The 15,232-nt window shown below is 66.6% G+C and carries 14 protein-coding genes; 5 read left to right on the forward strand and 9 right to left on the reverse strand.

From position 1 onward, the window contains the following. Positions 1 to 66: 66 nt before the first annotated feature. From ACCC97_RS13665 to ACCC97_RS13680, 4 genes are all read right to left on the reverse strand, one after another. Positions 67 to 1,533, reverse strand: coding sequence for a malonyl-CoA decarboxylase (locus tag ACCC97_RS13665; protein WP_056592479.1), 1,467 nt, complete (start codon positions 1,531 to 1,533; stop codon positions 67 to 69). A gap of 46 nt (positions 1,534 to 1,579) precedes the next feature. Continuing rightward, on the reverse strand, positions 1,580 to 2,248 hold the full coding sequence (locus ACCC97_RS13670; RefSeq protein WP_007829742.1) for a GntR family transcriptional regulator: 669 nt from the start codon (positions 2,246 to 2,248) through the stop codon (positions 1,580 to 1,582). A 119-nt stretch (positions 2,249 to 2,367) separates the two neighbouring features. Further along, on the reverse strand, positions 2,368 to 3,198 hold the full coding sequence (gene lgt / locus ACCC97_RS13675; RefSeq protein WP_413333319.1) for a prolipoprotein diacylglyceryl transferase: 831 nt from the start codon (positions 3,196 to 3,198) through the stop codon (positions 2,368 to 2,370). 133 nt (positions 3,199 to 3,331) lie between these two features. Further along, positions 3,332 to 4,291, reverse strand: coding sequence for a LysR family transcriptional regulator (locus ACCC97_RS13680; RefSeq protein WP_413333321.1), 960 nt, complete (start codon positions 4,289 to 4,291; stop codon positions 3,332 to 3,334). Between the two features lie 101 nt (positions 4,292 to 4,392). On the opposite strand from ACCC97_RS13680, the gene ilvD reads away from it, so the two are divergent. Then, positions 4,393 to 6,087, forward strand: a complete 1,695-nt coding sequence (gene ilvD / locus ACCC97_RS13685; protein WP_007829745.1) for a dihydroxy-acid dehydratase — start codon at positions 4,393 to 4,395, stop codon at positions 6,085 to 6,087. Between the two features lie 113 nt (positions 6,088 to 6,200). Here ilvD and ACCC97_RS13690 read toward each other — a convergent pair whose 3' ends face one another. Continuing rightward, the gene (locus ACCC97_RS13690) at positions 6,201 to 6,452 is read right to left on the reverse strand and encodes a TIGR04438 family Trp-rich protein (protein ID WP_007829747.1); all 252 of its coding nucleotides are present in this window, start codon (positions 6,450 to 6,452) and stop codon (positions 6,201 to 6,203) included. Between the two features lie 105 nt (positions 6,453 to 6,557). Here ACCC97_RS13690 and ACCC97_RS13695 point away from each other — a divergent pair, with 105 nt between their 5' ends. Then, positions 6,558 to 6,872: a c-type cytochrome gene (locus ACCC97_RS13695; RefSeq protein WP_007829749.1), complete on the forward strand. Its 315-nt coding sequence runs from the start codon at positions 6,558 to 6,560 to the stop codon at positions 6,870 to 6,872. A 12-nt stretch (positions 6,873 to 6,884) separates the two neighbouring features. Here ACCC97_RS13695 and ACCC97_RS13700 read toward each other — a convergent pair whose 3' ends face one another. Together ACCC97_RS13700 and acs are read right to left on the reverse strand one after the other, a co-directional pair. Next, positions 6,885 to 7,385: a LapA family protein gene (locus ACCC97_RS13700; RefSeq protein ID WP_413333323.1), complete on the reverse strand. Its 501-nt coding sequence runs from the start codon at positions 7,383 to 7,385 to the stop codon at positions 6,885 to 6,887. Positions 7,386 to 7,526: 141 nt separating this feature from the next. After that, positions 7,527 to 9,524, reverse strand: a complete 1,998-nt coding sequence (acs, locus tag ACCC97_RS13705; RefSeq protein WP_413333325.1) for an acetate--CoA ligase — start codon at positions 9,522 to 9,524, stop codon at positions 7,527 to 7,529. A 146-nt stretch (positions 9,525 to 9,670) separates the two neighbouring features. Here acs and ACCC97_RS13710 point away from each other — a divergent pair, with 146 nt between their 5' ends. Then, entirely contained in the window at positions 9,671 to 10,306 is a 636-nt protein-coding gene (locus ACCC97_RS13710) for a YqhA family protein (protein WP_007829761.1), read from the forward strand. Here ACCC97_RS13710 and ACCC97_RS13715 read toward each other — a convergent pair. Further along, complete coding sequence (locus ACCC97_RS13715; protein WP_413333327.1) at positions 10,303 to 11,211, reverse strand: LysR family transcriptional regulator; 909 nt, start codon at positions 11,209 to 11,211, stop codon at positions 10,303 to 10,305. The two genes, ACCC97_RS13710 and ACCC97_RS13715, sit on opposite strands and share 4 nt — an antisense overlap. Positions 11,212 to 11,325: 114 nt before the next feature. Between ACCC97_RS13715 and ACCC97_RS13720 the strand changes: the two genes are divergently transcribed. Beyond that, positions 11,326 to 11,943 carry an NAD(P)-dependent oxidoreductase gene (locus ACCC97_RS13720; RefSeq protein WP_413333329.1) on the forward strand — a complete coding sequence of 206 codons (618 nt, stop codon included), beginning with the start codon at positions 11,326 to 11,328 and terminating at the stop codon, positions 11,941 to 11,943. Between the two features lie 122 nt (positions 11,944 to 12,065). On the opposite strand, the gene fumC is transcribed toward ACCC97_RS13720, so the two are convergent. Next, positions 12,066 to 13,463, reverse strand: coding sequence for a class II fumarate hydratase (fumC, locus tag ACCC97_RS13725; protein WP_413333331.1), 1,398 nt, complete (start codon positions 13,461 to 13,463; stop codon positions 12,066 to 12,068). A gap of 498 nt (positions 13,464 to 13,961) precedes the next feature. Between fumC and proV the strand changes: the two genes are divergently transcribed. Beyond that, positions 13,962 to 15,215 (forward strand): glycine betaine/L-proline ABC transporter ATP-binding protein ProV, encoded by a 1,254-nt coding sequence (gene proV, locus ACCC97_RS13730; protein ID WP_413333333.1) that lies wholly within the window; start codon positions 13,962 to 13,964, stop codon positions 15,213 to 15,215. The last annotated feature ends 17 nt before the right edge of the window (positions 15,216 to 15,232 follow it).

The following is a 15,232-nucleotide window of genomic DNA, read 5'->3' on the forward strand; positions in this document are numbered from 1 at the left end:
TCGTTGTGGATCTTGCCGCCCGATGCGGTGTCCGGCGTACTGTTTGCCACCGGCCTGCGAACGCCATCAGCCTTTTTTGAAGTACAGGCTTTCGATGTCTCCCGATACAGCCACCTTGCCGTCCGCCAGCCAGGTGCGATGTTTGTCCAGGCGTTTGAGGTCGTAGAGATAGTTGACCATGAGCCCGTACGACTGCTTGTGCCCCTTGGGCGACGGGTCGCCGGCCCAGTTCAGGCGCTCCACGCGGGCGCCGTTGCCCAGGTGGAAGCGCGCGACCGGGTCGGCCGGCGTGCCGTCGACCAGCGCGCGGCCGAGGTATTCGGCGGCGGCCTGCATCAGCCATTGGCGCAGCGGCGACTTCGCGTCGAAGGTGGCGGCAGAGTCCGCCGCGGCGAGCAGGCGCTCGGCGGTCGGCGGCAGCGAGCCGACGAGGCGGCCGAGTTCGGCTTCGCGCTTCTCGTCCAGGCGCGGCAGCAGGTCGACGACGTTCTTCGCGAGCCAGGTCCGAAAGCCCGGAATGGGCGACAACGTGGCGAAGGTCTTCAAGCGTGGCAGTTCGTCCTGGAGCGTCTCGACCACGCGCTTGATGAGCGAGTCGCCGAAGCTCACGCCGCGCAGGCCGTTCTGCGTGTTGCTGATCGAATAGAAGATGGCGGTGGTGGCCCTGGCCGGCAGCACGGGCACGGCAGCCTCGTCGAGCAGCGGCGTGATGCCGTCGCTGATGCGGTCGACCAGCGCCACCTCGACGAAGATCAGCGGCTCGTTGGGCAGGCGCGGATGGAAGAAGCCATAGCAGCGGCGGTCGCTGTCGTCGAGCCGGTTCTTCACGTCGGACCAGCTCTTGATGTCGTGCACCGCCTCGTAGCGGATGAGCTTCTCGATCAGCGAGGCCGGCGAGTCCCAGTCGATGCGGCGCAGTTCGAGGAAGGCCACGTCGAACCAAGTGGAGAACAGATGCTCCAGCTCGGCATCGAGCGCAAGAAGGCGCTTGTCGGCCTTCAGGCACGGCAGCAGGTCCGCGCGCAGATCGACCAGGAAGCGCATGCCTTCAGGCTCGACCGCGAAGCGCTGCAGCAGGCGCATGCGCGGCGACACCAGCGCGCGGCGCAGGCGCAGCTCGGCCTGGCCTTCGTCGGGCGTGCCCACGGCAGCCTGGTGCTGGTTGCGGGCGGTCTCGAGCTTTTGCGCGTCGGCGGCGAAATGCTCGCTCATCAGGGCCCAGTAGTCGCGGCGCTCCTCGGGCGTGGCGGCACGGTAGGCGTCGGCGATGGCATGCGCGCGGCGGCCGCCCTCGACCTCGCTCACGCGCGGATCGATCACGGCCTGCAGGTCGGCCAGCACGCGGCGCAGCGCGCGCGGCGACAAGGCTTCGTCGGCCTTGCGCAGCGTGGCCTGCAGGCGCTCGGCGGTAGAACGTGCGCTGGGCTTGGGCGCGCTCTTCGACGCGCCCTTGGCGGCGCCTTCCGACGCCACCGGCACCTTGGACTTTTCGCCAGAACGCAGCCGCGCCTGGAACCATTCGGTCGCACTCATCGGGGCACTCCAATGCTTGGGGGGGCGGGCATGGCGCGTTCGGCGGTCACGGCATTACCCTGGATTTCTGCTGGCGCGCGACTTCACGCAGCGCTTCGCGCTGGCGCGTCATGTGCGTGCGCATGGCGGCGTCTGCGCCTTCGCTGTCGCGCGCCTTGAGCGCCGCGAACACGGCCAGGTGCTCGGACAGGCTCTGGTCGAGCCGCCCCGGCGCATGCAGCTGCTGCAGCCGCGCGAGTTTGAGGATCTTGCGCAGGTCGCCGATCACCTGCGCCAGCCACTTGTTGTCGGCGAGCTTGATGATCGCCTCGTGAATGATGTGGTTGGTGGCGTAGTAGTCATTGATGCGGCGCGCCCTGGCGTGGCGCACCAGCCGCTCGTGCAGCGCATCGAGTTCGTTGAGCTCGGCGTCGCTGGCGTTGCGCGCGGCCTCGTAGGCACAGCGGCCCTCGAGCAGCGCGATGACGGGAAAGATCTCGTCGAGATCGCGTTCGGTCACCTCGTTGACGAAGCAGCCGCGCCGCGGCTCGTGCCGCAGCAGGCCCTCTGCGGTGAGCACCTTGAGTGCCTCGCGCAACGGGGTACGGGAAATTGAGAGCCGCTCGCACAGCGCCGCCTCGTCCACGAAGCTGCCGGGCGCCAGCGTGCCGTCGAAGATCTGCTCGCGCAGCGTGGCAGCGACTTCGTCGTGCAGGGAGTTGGGAACCAGGCGCATGGGAATCGCGTAATTTCCTGTAATTACGCGTAATTCTGAGCCCGCGGAACATTTGGCGCAAGAGCCGCGCACGCCCTGCGCGGCTGGGACTTACCCTGCAAGCTTCCGGCTGAACGAACTCACGCCTGCGCGGGGGCGGTCTTGTTGTTGGCGCGGCCGAACCAGAACCACAGTGCGATGCCGGCGATCACCATCGGCACGCTGAGCCATTGCCCCTGGCTCAGGTTCAGCGCGCGCAGGCCGAGGAAGTCGTCGGGCTCGCGGAAGTACTCGGCCACGAAGCGCAGCACGCCGTAGCCGATGAGGAACACCGCGGCCACCTGCCCCTGCTTGCGCTCCTTGCGCGCATAGAGCCACATCACCACGAAGAGCAACAGCCCCTCGAGCAGGAACTGGTAGACCTGCGAGGGATGGCGCGGCAGCATCGATCCGCTTTGCGGGAACACCATGCCCCAGGGCAGATCGGGGCTGCTGAAGCGGCCCCACAGTTCGCCGTTGATGAAGTTGCCCACGCGGCCGGCGGCAAGCCCGGTCGGCACGCAGGGCGAGACGAAGTCCATCACCTGCCAGAACGGCCGCGCACGCGAACGCGAGAACCAGACCATGGCACCGATCACGCCGAGCAGCCCGCCATGGAAGCTCATGCCGCCCTGCCACACGTAGAGGATTTCGAGCGGATGCGTCAGATAGAACTCGGGCTTGTAGAACAGGCAGTAGCCCAGCCGCCCGCCGACGATGACGCCCATCACGCCGAGAAAAAGAATGTCCTCGATGTCCTTGCGCTGCCACACCACCGCGCCCACCAGCGAGCGGTACGGCTCGTGATGCAGCCGGCGCGTGCCGAGAAAATAGAACAGCGCAAACGCGGCCAGGTAGGTCAGGCCGTACCAGTGGATGGCCACCGGCCCGAGCTGCAGGGCGATGGGATTGATCTGCGGATACATGAGCATCCGCAGATTGTGCCCGGAGCGAATGACTCGCTCCCAGGCTTCGCGCACTTCGCGTCGCTTCGCCCTCCCCCTGCCGGGGGCAACACCTGCGGCCCGGCAAAGCCGGTTCCGCGGTGTTCTGCGAATTTGCTGGTCAGCGAGCGGACCCTGCGCCCTGCTTGGCCCCCGCCGTGCGCTCGCGCACGAACGCCACGAACCGCGCCAGCGCTGGGTGCGCAGCCTGCGCCGGCCATACGAGGCTCGTCTCGCAAGCCGGCAGCGCCACGCGGCGCCGGCCCACGCCCTTGAATTCGCCGGCCTGCCGGTAGACGACGCCAGCGCGCCGAAACTGCATCACGCTGTGCGGCACCCAGGCCACGCCGATGCCACCCGACACGAGGTTGACGATGGTCTGCATCTGGATCGCCTCCTGTGCCACCTGGGGCACTCGGCCAGCTGCGTGATAGAGGTCGAACACCGCATCGTGCAGCGACGGCACGATGCGGCGCGGAAAGATCACCAGCGGCTCGGCCAGCACCTCTGCCAGCGGCACGGGCCGTGCGCGGGCGAGCCGGTGCTGCGCCGGCAGGGCCAGCACCAGCGCCTCTTCCTCCACCGGCAGGCGGGACAGGCCGGGCGGCGCCGCGCCGGGCGAATGCAGCATCAGCCCGGCATCGATCTCGCCGCGCGCAAAGGCTTCGAGCTGCACGTCGCCGGTGGCCTCGACCAATTCGAGCGCAACCTCCGGGCACAGCACGCGGAACTCGCGCACCCAGGCCGGCAGCTGCTCGAAGCCGACCGTCGAGACGAAGGCGATGCGCACCCGCCCCACCTGCCCCGCCGCTGCCGCCCGTGCCCGCACGGGAAGCGCCTGCGCGCGCGCCAGCAGCTCGCGCACGTCGGGCAGCAAGGCCTCGCCGGCGGGCGTGAGCGCCACGCGTCTTCGCGTGCGGTCGAACAGCACCACGCCCAGCGTCTTCTCGAGCTGGGCAATGGCCTGCGTCACCGGGGGCTGCGTCATGTGCAGCCGCAGCGCGGCGCGGCCGAAGTGCAGCTCCTCGGCCACGGCCACGAACTGCCGCCAGGCCCGCAGGTCGATCAGGGCTTCATTCATATGCGAAGCATATCAATCCGTGCTCGAAAACGGATTGGAACCAATCAATCAGAAGTCCGATACTTGGGTTCCCCCCGATCCCCCACGACAGAAGAGACACCATGGACACCAAGCCGATCCAGATCAACCGCCGCAGCGCCAACATCGTCGAAGGCAAGAGCCGCGCGCCCAACCGCTCCATGTTCTACGCCATGGGCTACGAGGAAGGCGACTTCAAGAAGCCGATGGTCGGCGTCGCCAACGGCCACAGCACCATCACGCCCTGCAACTCGGGCCTGCAGAAGCTGGCCGACGCTGCCATCGCCGGCATCGAGGAAGCCGGCGGCAACGCACAGGTGTTCGGCACGCCCACCATCTCCGACGGCATGGCCATGGGCACCGAGGGCATGAAGTACTCGCTGGTCAGCCGCGAAGTCATTTCCGACTGCATCGAAACCTGCGTCGGCGGCCAGTGGATGGACGGCGTGCTGGTGGTCGGCGGCTGCGACAAGAACATGCCCGGCGGCCTGATGGGCATGCTGCGCGCCAACGTGCCGGCCATCTACGTGTACGGCGGCACCATCCTCCCCGGTCGCTACAAGGGGCAAGACCTGAACATCGTGAGCGTGTTCGAGGCCGTGGGCCAGAACGCCGCGGGCAACATGAGCGACGAAGACCTGCACGAGATCGAGAAGCGCGCCATTCCCGGCACCGGCTCGTGCGGCGGCATGTACACGGCCAACACCATGTCCAGCGCCTTCGAGGCGCTGGGCATCTCGCTGCCCTACTCGTCGACCATGGCCAATCCGCACGATGAAAAAGCCAACTCGGCCAAGGAATCGGCCAAGGTGCTGATCGAAGCCATCAAGAAAGACCTGAAGCCGCGCGACATCGTGACCAAGAAGGCCATCGAGAACGCAGTGGCCGTGATCATGGCCACGGGCGGCTCGACCAATGCGGTGCTGCACTTCCTGGCGATCGCGCACGCGGCCGAGGTCGAATGGACCATCGACGACTTCGAGCGCATGCGCAAGAAGGTGCCGGTGCTGTGCGACCTGAAGCCATCGGGCAAATACCTCGCGGTCGACCTGCACCAGGCGGGCGGCATTCCGCAAGTGATGAAGGTGCTGCTGAACGCAGGCCTGCTGCACGGCGATTGCATCACCATCTCGGGCCAGACGATTGCCGAAGTGCTGAAGGACGTGCCCGATGTGCCGCGCGCCGACCAGGACGTGATCCGCCCGATCGACAAGCCGATGTACGACCAGGGCCACCTCGCCATCCTGAAGGGCAACCTCTCGCCCGAAGGCGCGGTCGCCAAGATCACCGGCCTGAAGAACCCCGTCATCACCGGCCCGGCGCGCGTGTTCGACGACGAGCAGTCAGCACTGCAGGCCATCCTGGCCGGCAAGATCGTGGCCGGCGACGTGATGGTGCTGCGCTACCTCGGCCCCAAGGGCGGCCCGGGCATGCCGGAAATGCTGGCACCCACGGGTGCGCTGATCGGCGCGGGCCTCGGCGAAAGCGTCGGCCTGATCACCGACGGCCGTTTCTCCGGCGGCACCTGGGGCATGGTGGTCGGCCATGTGGCGCCCGAAGCGGCCGCCGGCGGCACCATCGCCTTCGTGAACGAAGGCGACTCGATCACCATCGACGCGCACAAGCTGGTGCTCGAACTGAACGTGCCCGAAGCCGAGATCGCGAAGCGCCGCGAAGGCTGGAAGGCACCGGCACCGCGCTACACGCGCGGCGTGCAGGCGAAGTTCGCGTTCAATGCGTCCAGCGCCAGTTCGGGCGCAGTGCTCGACAAGTTCTGATCGGGGCTATTGCGTGAAACACCGAGGAACCGGCTTCGCCGGGCCTCAGGTGTTGCCCCCGGCAGGGGGAAGGCGAAGCGGACACGAAGTGCCGCGCAGCCTGGGGTCGAGCCCTACTTCCGGCGCTGCCCGTTGCCGGTCTTCATGCCCATGTTGGTCTTCTGGCGATCGATACGATCCTGCTTGCGCCGGTCTTCCCGCTCGATGACCCTGCGTTTGGTATAGCCCGACGAATCGGCCCAGGCCCACCATGCGACGGCCATTGCAAACGGGGACAGCACGATCCACCAGCTCCAGCCGGCGACCATGCCCACTTCCAAATACTTGAGGGCCAATCCAAGCAGGCCCAGCGCCAGAAACCACATCGCGAATCCCTCCGGGTTGTATTGGCACGCACCCGTACGACGTGCACGGCGCTACCTACAATCGCGTTGAGTCGAATGTAACTCAGCCCTTACGAAATACGCCCCATGAAAAGAGTCTTGTTGTCGGCAGCCCTCGGCCTCGGCCTTGTCGGACTCGCCGCACCCGCCTTCGCCGACCTCGCCCTGGCAACCTCGAAGAACTGCATGAGCTGCCACGCGGTCGAGCGCAAGGTGCTCGGCCCGGCATTCAAGGACGTGGCCGCCAAGTACAAGGACGACAAGGGTGCCGTCGACACTCTTGCCAGCAAGATCGTCAAGGGCGGCTCCGGCGTATGGGGGCCGGTGCCGATGCCGGCGAACAACCAGGTCAGCGAAGCCGACGCCCGGAAGCTCGCAGCCTGGGTGCTGTCGACGAAGTAGGTTCCGGGGGCATCACGCCTGCGGGTTGATGTCCACCGGCAGCGGCCTGCGCTCGATGCGGTCTTCGAGTTGGCCGATGTGCGCGGCCACGGTGTTGTCGGTCTGATCCGAGCGCAGGCGGATCGCGGTTTCGAGCTGCTCCAGGCGCGCCAGCATCGCCGCCTGCCGGTCGGCGTTCTGCGCCATGTGCTTGTTCTCCTGCGCCTCCAGGAAGTTGCGCAGTTCGGTGAAGCGCGAGGCCTCGGCCTTGTCCGCAAGGTCGCGCTGGACCTGCATTTCCTTGGTGTGGCGCTTGGTGTCGATCAGCACTGAGCTGTGCAGGTACAGCACATAGACGAGGAAGAAGGCAGCCAGCACCACCGTCAGCCCCAGCATGATCAGGCCCAGCGGCGCCGAGACGGTCATGAAACCCAGCCATACGTTGGTGGGTGCGGACAGCGTGCCCCAGTTCAGCGCGGCGAGCGCTGCGATGAGCAGCACGATGACAAGAAGAAAAGCGGATCTCACGCCCATGGGGGCCTCCTTCGGAAAGATCGGACACATCGGAAACGCCCATGCGCGTCGAGGCGCACGGTGCTCCGGATGGTTTTACCTCAGCGAAGGGCCCGGTTCGGCGTGGATGGCCGCTTAAACGGCCATGTCCTACAGCACCGTTCAGTTGGTCTGTGACAACTGTTCCAGAATGGCCGGATTCTCAAGCGTCGAGGTGTCCTGCGTGATCGCCTCGCCCTTGGCGATGCTGCGCAGCAGGCGCCGCATGATCTTCCCGCTGCGCGTCTTGGGCAGGTTGTCGCCGAAGCGGATGTCCTTGGGCTTGGCGATGGGACCGATCTCCTTGGCCACCCAGTTGCGCAGTTCGTTGGCGATCTGCTTGGCTTCCTCGCCGGTCGGGCGGGCACGTTTCAGCACGACGAAGGCGCACACGGCCTCGCCCGTCACGTCGTCGGGACGGCCGACCACCGCGGCTTCGGCCACGAGGTCGGTCTTGGACACGAGGGCCGACTCGATCTCCATCGTGCCCAGGCGGTGGCCCGACACGTTCAGCACGTCGTCGATGCGGCCCGTGATGCGGAAGTAGCCGCGGTCGGCGCTGCGCACCGCACCGTCGCCGGCCAGGTAGATGGTGCCGCCCATTTCCTCGGGGAAATAGCTCTTCTTGAAGCGCTCGGGATCGTTCCAGATGGTGCGGATCATCGAGGGCCACGGCCGCTTGATGACCAGCATGCCACCGGCGCCGTTGGGCAGGTCCTTGCCGGTCTCGTCGACGATGGCGGCCATGATGCCCGGCAGCGGCAGCGTGCACGAGCCCGGCACCAGCGGCGTGGCGCCCGGCAGCGGCGTGATCACATGGCCGCCGGTCTCGGTCTGCCAGAAGGTGTCGACGATCGGGCAGCGCTCGCCTCCGATATTGCGGTGGTACCACATCCAGGCTTCGGGATTGATGGGCTCACCGACCGAGCCGAGGATGCGCAGGCTCGTCAGGTCCCAGTTCTTCGGATGCACCTTCTCGTCGCCCTCGGCCGCCTTGATGAGCGAGCGGATCGCGGTGGGCGCCGTGTAGAACACCGACACCTTGTGCTTCTCGATCATCTGCCAGAAGCGGCCCGCATGCGGGAAGGTAGGAATGCCCTCGAACACCACCTGCGTGGCGCCGGCCGCGAGCGGGCCGTAGGCGACGTACGTGTGGCCGGTGATCCAGCCGATGTCGGCGGTGCACCAGAACACGTCTTCGGGGCGGATGTCGAAGGTCCAGTCCATCGTGAGCCTGGCCCACAGCAGGTAGCCGCCGGTGGCGTGCTGAACGCCCTTGGGCTTGCCGGTGGAGCCCGAGGTGTAGAGGATGAAGAGCGGGTGCTCGGCATTCACCGGCACCGGGGCGCATTCGGTGCCCTGCCCTTTCAGCGCCTCGGCAAAGGTCTTGTCGCGGCCTTCGACGCGCGTCCATGCGGTGGGCGTGCGCTCGTAGACGAACACGGTCTTGATCGATTCGCAGCCGCCCAGCGCGATGCCGTCGTCCACGATGGCCTTGAGCGGCAGTTCCTTGCCGCCGCGCATCTGGTAGTTGGCCGTGATGACCGCCACCGCGCCCGCATCGATGATGCGCTCCTGCAGCGCCTTGGCCGAGAAGCCGCCGAACACCACGCTGTGGGTGGCGCCGATGCGCGCGCAGGCCTGCATGGCGATCACGCCCTCGACCGTCATCGGCATGTAGATGACGACGCGGTCGCCCTTCTGGATGCCCGCGGCCTTCAGCGCGTTGGCGAACTGGCTCACGCGGGCCAGCAGCTCCTTGTAGGTGACGTTGGTGACGGTGCCGTCGTCGGCTTCGAAGACGATGGCGGTCTTGTTCTCGACCGGGGTGCCCATGTGCCTGTCGAGGCAGTTGGCGCTGGCGTTGAGCTCGCCGTCGCCGAACCATTCGTAGAACGGGGCCTTCGATTCGTCCAGCGTCTTCGTGAAGGGCTTGGTCCATTGCAGGTTGCCCTTGGCCAGGCGGGCCCAGAACCCTTCGAAGTCCTCCTCGGCCTCCTTGCACAGGGCCTCGTAGGCGGCCATGCCGGAGATGCGGGCGCCTTCGGTGGCGCGGGCGTCAGGGGGAAATACACGGTTCTCGACGAGGACGGATTCAATGTTCTTCGATGCGCTGCTCATGCTTTTTGTCTCCTGGAAGGTGCGGCCGTAATGTCGGTGGCCGCACTTACGGGTCACTGACGGGTTCGATGTTAGTTCGCAGGGTTATCACGAGTACGACACAGGGGCACACCTAGAATCCGCGGTCTTTCATCTCTCGCCCGCCAATGTCCGCTACCGATCCTTTCGACACCCGGAACCCGCCCGTACCAGCCCGTGGTTCGCCGCTGCGCCCCCTGCCCAAGCTGATTTTCGCGAGCCGCTGGCTGCAGTTGCCGCTCTACCTGGGCCTGATCGTGGCGCAGGCGGTGTACGTGGTGCACTTCCTGGTCGAGCTGCTGCACCTGGTCGAAGCCGCCTTCGGCAGTCAGGATGCGCTGCAGGCGCTGATCACCAGCATCGGCTACAAGACCACGGCGCCGGTGGGCACGCTCAACGAGACGGTGATCATGCTGGTGGTACTTGCGCTGATCGACGTGGTGATGATCTCGAACCTGCTGATCATGGTGATCGTGGGTGGCTACGAGACCTTCGTGAGCCGCATGGACCTCGAAGGCCACCGCGACCAGCCCGAATGGCTGAGCCACGTGAACGCCTCGGTGCTCAAGGTGAAGCTGGCCACCGCCATCATCGGCATCAGCTCGATCCACCTGCTGAAGACCTTCATCAACGCGGACAACTACACCGACCGCGTGCTGATCGCGCAGACCGCGATCCACATCGCCTTCCTGTTCTCGGCCATGGCCATCGCCTATACCGACAAGCTGATGAACGAAGCCGCAGCCGCCAACACGCACCACTAAGGCGTGTCCCAGGCCGGCGTTTCAGTGAAGCGCGCGGCCAGGAAATCGAGCATCGTGCGCAGCGTGGCCGGCATGTGCTTGCGCGAGGCATATACCGCGTACATGCCCACCACCTGCGGCTCGAAATCGCCGAAAAGCCGCACCAGTTCCCCTTCATGCAGCAGTGGCGCCGCCAGATAGGTCGGCAGCATCGCGATGCCTGCCCCGGCCCGGGCCAGGCACATCAGGCTGGCTGCATCGTTGGCCGAGACATTGCCGCCCACGGCCACCGAGGCCGGCTCCCCCGTGCCCTTGCGCGTGAAATTCCAGAGGCTGCGCCCGAAGTACGAATGCGTGAGGCAATTGCGCTGCGCCAGCTCTTCCACGCGCAGCGGCTGGCCGTGCTCCTTCAGGTACGCCGGTGACGCGCACACGACCGAGCGGCAGTCGGTGAGCCGGCGCGCGATCAGGTTGGGGTCGATCTCCGCGGCCACGCGAATGGCCAGGTCGATGCGCTCGTCGACCAGGTTCACGGCCCTGTCGAGCAGCACCAGGTCGACAGCCACACCCGGGTAGAGCCGCACGTAGTCGGCCACCGCATCGGCCAGTTGCGCCTGCGCGAACGAGGTGCTGGCCGTGATGCGCAACTGCCCACGCGGCGCCTCGGCCGGATGCCGCACCGCGGCCTGCATGTCGCCGGTGAGCTCGAGCACCTGGCGGCAGCGCGGCAGCAGTTCTTCGCCAGCGGCTGTGAGGCTCAGCCGGCGCGTCGTGCGGTGCAGCAGGCGCGCACCGGTCCATTGCTCCAGCTCGGCCACGTAGCGCGTGACGACCGGCCGGGACAGGTCGAGCTTGTCGGCCGCGGCCGAAAGGCTGCCCGAATCGACCACGTTCACGAACACGCGCATTGCATTCAATCGGTCCATTCGAACGATTTTAGGAATAAACAAGCGCGCAAATCGAGGTATTTCTTTCGAAAACAGAAACCTAAGATGCGATTCATTCCATCCGATCCTTTCGATCTTTCACAGGAGTCCCTCATGAGCCACATCGCCATCATTGGAGCCACCGGACGCGCCGGCGGCCGCCTTCTCGAAGAAGCCCTGCGCCGCGGCCACACGGTCACTGCCATCGCGCGCAAGGCCAGCGCCAAGCTGGCGGGCCGCGCCAACGTGAAGGCCGTCGACCTCGACGTGCTCGACGGCGCCGCACTCGAGAAAGCCCTGGCCGGCCATGACGCCGTGTTCAGCGCCGCGCACTTCTCCACCGTGCCGCCTGCGGCCATCATCGAACCCGTGAAGCGCGCGGGTGTGAAGCGCCTGCTGGTGGTCGGCGGCGCCGGCAGCCTGTTCGCGGCGCCCGGCCTGAAAGTGATCGATACGCCGAACTTCCCCGACGCCTACCGCGCCGAAGCCTCGGCCGGCGGCGTGTTCCTCGAGGCGCTGCGCAACGAGAAGGAACTCGACTGGACCTTCCTGTCGCCCTCCGCCGAGTTCGTCGAAGGCGAGCGCACGGGCAAGTTCCGCCTGGGCAAGGACGACCTGCTTGTGAGCGCCGAAGGCCGCAGCTGGATCACGTTCGAGGACTACGCAATCGCGTTCATCGACGAGCTCGAAAAGCCGGCGCACTCGCGCCAGCGCTACACCATCGGATATTGAAGCTCGCCCCCAGGCTGCGCGCACTTCGTGTCGCTTCGCCAACCCCCTACCGGGGGCGGGACGGCCCCGCTTCGGGCGGCCGTGCGCGGCGGCCCCCGCGAGTGACGGCCCCCACCACGGCATCAGCGGCCGGTCATGTTCTCCGGCACCACCCACTGATCGAACTGCTCGGCCGTGAGGTGGCCGGATGCAATCGCCGCCTCGCGCAGGCTCGTGCCTTCCTTGTGCGCCTTCTTCGCGATGTACGCCGACTTGTCGTAGCCGATGTGCGTGTTCAGCGCCGTCACCAACATCAGCGAGCGCTGCACCAGCTCCATGATGCGTTCACGATTCGGCTCGATGCCCACGGCGCAGTGGTCGTTGAAGCTCACCATGCCGTCGGCCAGCAGGCGCACGCTCTGCAGGAAGTTGTGCGCCACCATCGGGCGGAACACGTTCAGTTCGAAGTTGCCCGAGGCGCCGCCGATGTTGATGGCCACGTCGTTGCCGAACACCTGCGCGGCGAGCATCGTGACGGCTTCGCTCTGGGTCGGGTTGACCTTGCCCGGCATGATCGACGAGCCGGGTTCGTTCTCCGGGATGCTCAGTTCGCCGATGCCGCTGCGCGGGCCGCTGGCCAGCCAGCGCACGTCGTTGGCGATCTTGTTCATGCTGGCAGCCAGCGTCTTGAGTGCGCCGTGGGCGTGTACCAGCGCGTCGACGCTGGCCATGGCTTCGAACTTGTTCGGCGCGGTGACGAAAGGCAGGCCCGTGAGCTTGGCCAACTCGGCGGCCACCTTCTCGGCATAACCCTTGGGCGCATTGAGCCCGGTGCCGACGGCCGTGCCGCCCAGCGCCAGTTCGCACAGGTGCGGCAACGCGGCACGCACATGCGCCTCGCCGTGCGCCAGTTGCGCCACGTAGCCCGAGAACTCCTGGCCCAGCGTGAGGGGCGTGGCGTCCTGCAGGTGGGTGCGGCCGATCTTCACAATGTCGGCGAAATCCTTGGCCTTCTGGTCGAGTGTGCCGCGCAGCTTGGCGATGGCCGGCAGCAGCTTGTGCGTGATCGCCTCGACGGCGGCCACGTGCATTGCGGTCGGGAACACGTCGTTGCTCGACTGGCTGCGGTTGACGTCGTCGTTCGGATGCACGAGGCGCCCTTCCCCGCGTTCGCCGCCGAGGATTTCGCTCGCCCGGTTGGCCAGCACCTCGTTGACGTTCATGTTGGTCTGCGTGCCCGAGCCGGTCTGCCAGACCACCAGCGGGAACTCGCCCGGGTGCTTGCCGGCGATGACTTCATCGGCCGCTGCCACGATGGCGTTCGTCTTCTTCTGGTCCTGCAGGCCCAGCGCGTGGTTGACGACGGCCGACGCGCGCTTCACCTGAGCCAGCGCCTTGATGATCTCGCGCGGCTGCTGCTCCCCGGAGATGTCGAAGTTCTGCAGCGAGCGCTGCGTCTGCGCACCCCACAGCTTGTCGGCCGGCACGTCGATCGGTCCAAAGGTATCGCGCTCGGCACGGGTCTTGGGGGAAGTCGTCATGGTGAAAAAGCTCCGCAGTCTTGGATGGTCGCGCCGCCTGATCGGGCGCGAGGCCGAGTATCGGCCAATAAGAATAGCTCGCATCTGACGGGGCCATTGGGCCGCCGCCGACATTACGTTACGCCCGTTGGGTTGACTCGCGTCATGTCAAAAAGTTATAATCATCAGCTTCAGACGACCAACAAGTCATGTTGATCGGCCCTGCACTACTCGCGGATCTCCGAATCCCGTCGCGGTGCAAGGTTCTCCCCGCCGGGCCCTGCCCGGCAAACCGGCCGGATCGTTTCCGGCCCCACTGCCACGCCACCTTTCGGCGGGCACTGGTTTCGTCGCCACGTCGTCTTCAGTGCCTGTCGGCAGCCCCAGAGGCTCGCCGGGCCATTGCACGCGTTTTCCTCACGCGCTCTCTGTTCGGACAGTCCCATCGGCTGATGGCGTGACCGTTGCCGTCCTCCGGGGCGGTGCTGTGTCCAACCTTCACACAAGGAGCCCCGGCATATGGCCAAAGGAATTCTCATCGACCATGTTTTCAAGGTGTTCGGCGACGCGCCCGGGCAGGCCCTGGAACTCGTGCGGCAAGGTTTCTCGAAGAAGGAAATCCTCGCCGAGACAGGCCAGTCGATCGGCGTGTTCGATGCCACCTTCGAGATCCAGGCCGGCGAGATCTTCGTGATCATGGGCCTCTCGGGATCGGGCAAGTCGACGCTGGTGCGCCTGTTGAACCGGTTGATCGAGCCGACCGCCGGGCGCATCGTGATCGATGGCGCCGACATCAACGAGCACTCCGACGCCAAGCTGCGCGCGCTGCGCCGCAAGGACATCAGCATGGTGTTCCAGTCGTTCGCGCTGATGCCGCACATGACGGTGCGCGAGAACACCGCCTTCGGCCTCGAACTGTCGGGCACGAGCAAGAAAGAGCGGCTCGCGCAAGCCGATCAGGCGCTCGCGCAAGTAGGCCTTGCAGGCTGGGGCGACAGCTATCCCGATGAGCTTTCCGGCGGCATGCAGCAGCGCGTGGGACTGGCGCGCGGGCTGGCCTCGGACCCGTCGATCCTGCTGATGGACGAGGCCTTCTCGGCGCTCGACCCGATCATCCGCACCGAGATGCAGTCGGAGCTGCTGCGACTGCAGAAGGAACAGCGCCGCACCATCGTCTTCATCTCGCACGACCTGGATGAAGCGATGCGCATCGGCGACCGCATCGCGATCATGAAGGACGGCCAGGTGATCCAGGTCGGCACGCCCGACGAGATCCTGCGCTGCCCCGCCGACGATTACGTGCGCAGCTTCGTGCGCGGCGTGGATGCGGCGGCGGTGTTCAAGGCAGCGGACATCGCGCGCAAATCGCTCACCGTCGTGTGCGAGCACCCCGAGCGCGGTGCGCGCGCGGCGCTCAAGGTGCTGGAAGACCAGGACCGCGACTTCGCCTACGTGACCAGCCCGAACAGGCGCTACCTGGGCGTGGTGTCGGCGGACACGCTGCGCAGCGCGCTCGATGGGCATTCGGGTCCGCTGGGGCTGCAGCACGCGTTCCTCGACGACCTGCCGCGCATCGACGCCGAAGCCCCCGTGGCGGGCCTGATCGGCCAGCTCGCGCAGGCACCGTGCGCGCTGCCGGTGGTGGCCAGCGACGGCCGCTTCTGCGGTGCGATCAGCAAGACGACGCTGCTCAAGTTCCTCGACCGCGACACGCCGCCGATCGAGCCCGTCTTGCCCAACGCCGCCCCCGCGCTCGCCGCCGAGCCGCACTGAATTCACGGAGGACCTTG

Source organism: Variovorax sp. Varisp85, assembly GCF_047304045.1.
GTDB lineage: Bacteria > Pseudomonadota > Gammaproteobacteria > Burkholderiales > Burkholderiaceae_C > Variovorax.

Coding starts and splice junctions, on each gene's coding strand:
- lgt (WP_413333319.1), bottom strand. CDS start 3,198: ATGCTCATGTATCCGCAGATCAATCCCATCGCCCTGCAGCTCGGGCCG.
- ACCC97_RS13665 (WP_056592479.1), bottom strand. CDS start 1,533: ATGAGTGCGACCGAATGGTTCCAGGCGCGGCTGCGTTCTGGCGAAAAG.
- ilvD (WP_007829745.1), top strand. CDS start 4,393: ATGGACACCAAGCCGATCCAGATCAACCGCCGCAGCGCCAACATCGTC.
- ACCC97_RS13680 (WP_413333321.1), bottom strand. CDS start 4,291: ATGAATGAAGCCCTGATCGACCTGCGGGCCTGGCGGCAGTTCGTGGCC.
- ACCC97_RS13695 (WP_007829749.1), top strand. CDS start 6,558: ATGAAAAGAGTCTTGTTGTCGGCAGCCCTCGGCCTCGGCCTTGTCGGA.
- acs (WP_413333325.1), bottom strand. CDS start 9,524: ATGAGCAGCGCATCGAAGAACATTGAATCCGTCCTCGTCGAGAACCGT.
- ACCC97_RS13670 (WP_007829742.1), bottom strand. CDS start 2,248: ATGCGCCTGGTTCCCAACTCCCTGCACGACGAAGTCGCTGCCACGCTG.
- proV (WP_413333333.1), top strand. CDS start 13,962: ATGGCCAAAGGAATTCTCATCGACCATGTTTTCAAGGTGTTCGGCGAC.
- ACCC97_RS13700 (WP_413333323.1), bottom strand. CDS start 7,385: ATGGGCGTGAGATCCGCTTTTCTTCTTGTCATCGTGCTGCTCATCGCA.
- fumC (WP_413333331.1), bottom strand. CDS start 13,463: ATGACGACTTCCCCCAAGACCCGTGCCGAGCGCGATACCTTTGGACCG.
- ACCC97_RS13690 (WP_007829747.1), bottom strand. CDS start 6,452: ATGTGGTTTCTGGCGCTGGGCCTGCTTGGATTGGCCCTCAAGTATTTG.
- ACCC97_RS13710 (WP_007829761.1), top strand. CDS start 9,671: ATGTCCGCTACCGATCCTTTCGACACCCGGAACCCGCCCGTACCAGCC.
- ACCC97_RS13720 (WP_413333329.1), top strand. CDS start 11,326: ATGAGCCACATCGCCATCATTGGAGCCACCGGACGCGCCGGCGGCCGC.
- ACCC97_RS13715 (WP_413333327.1), bottom strand. CDS start 11,211: ATGGACCGATTGAATGCAATGCGCGTGTTCGTGAACGTGGTCGATTCG.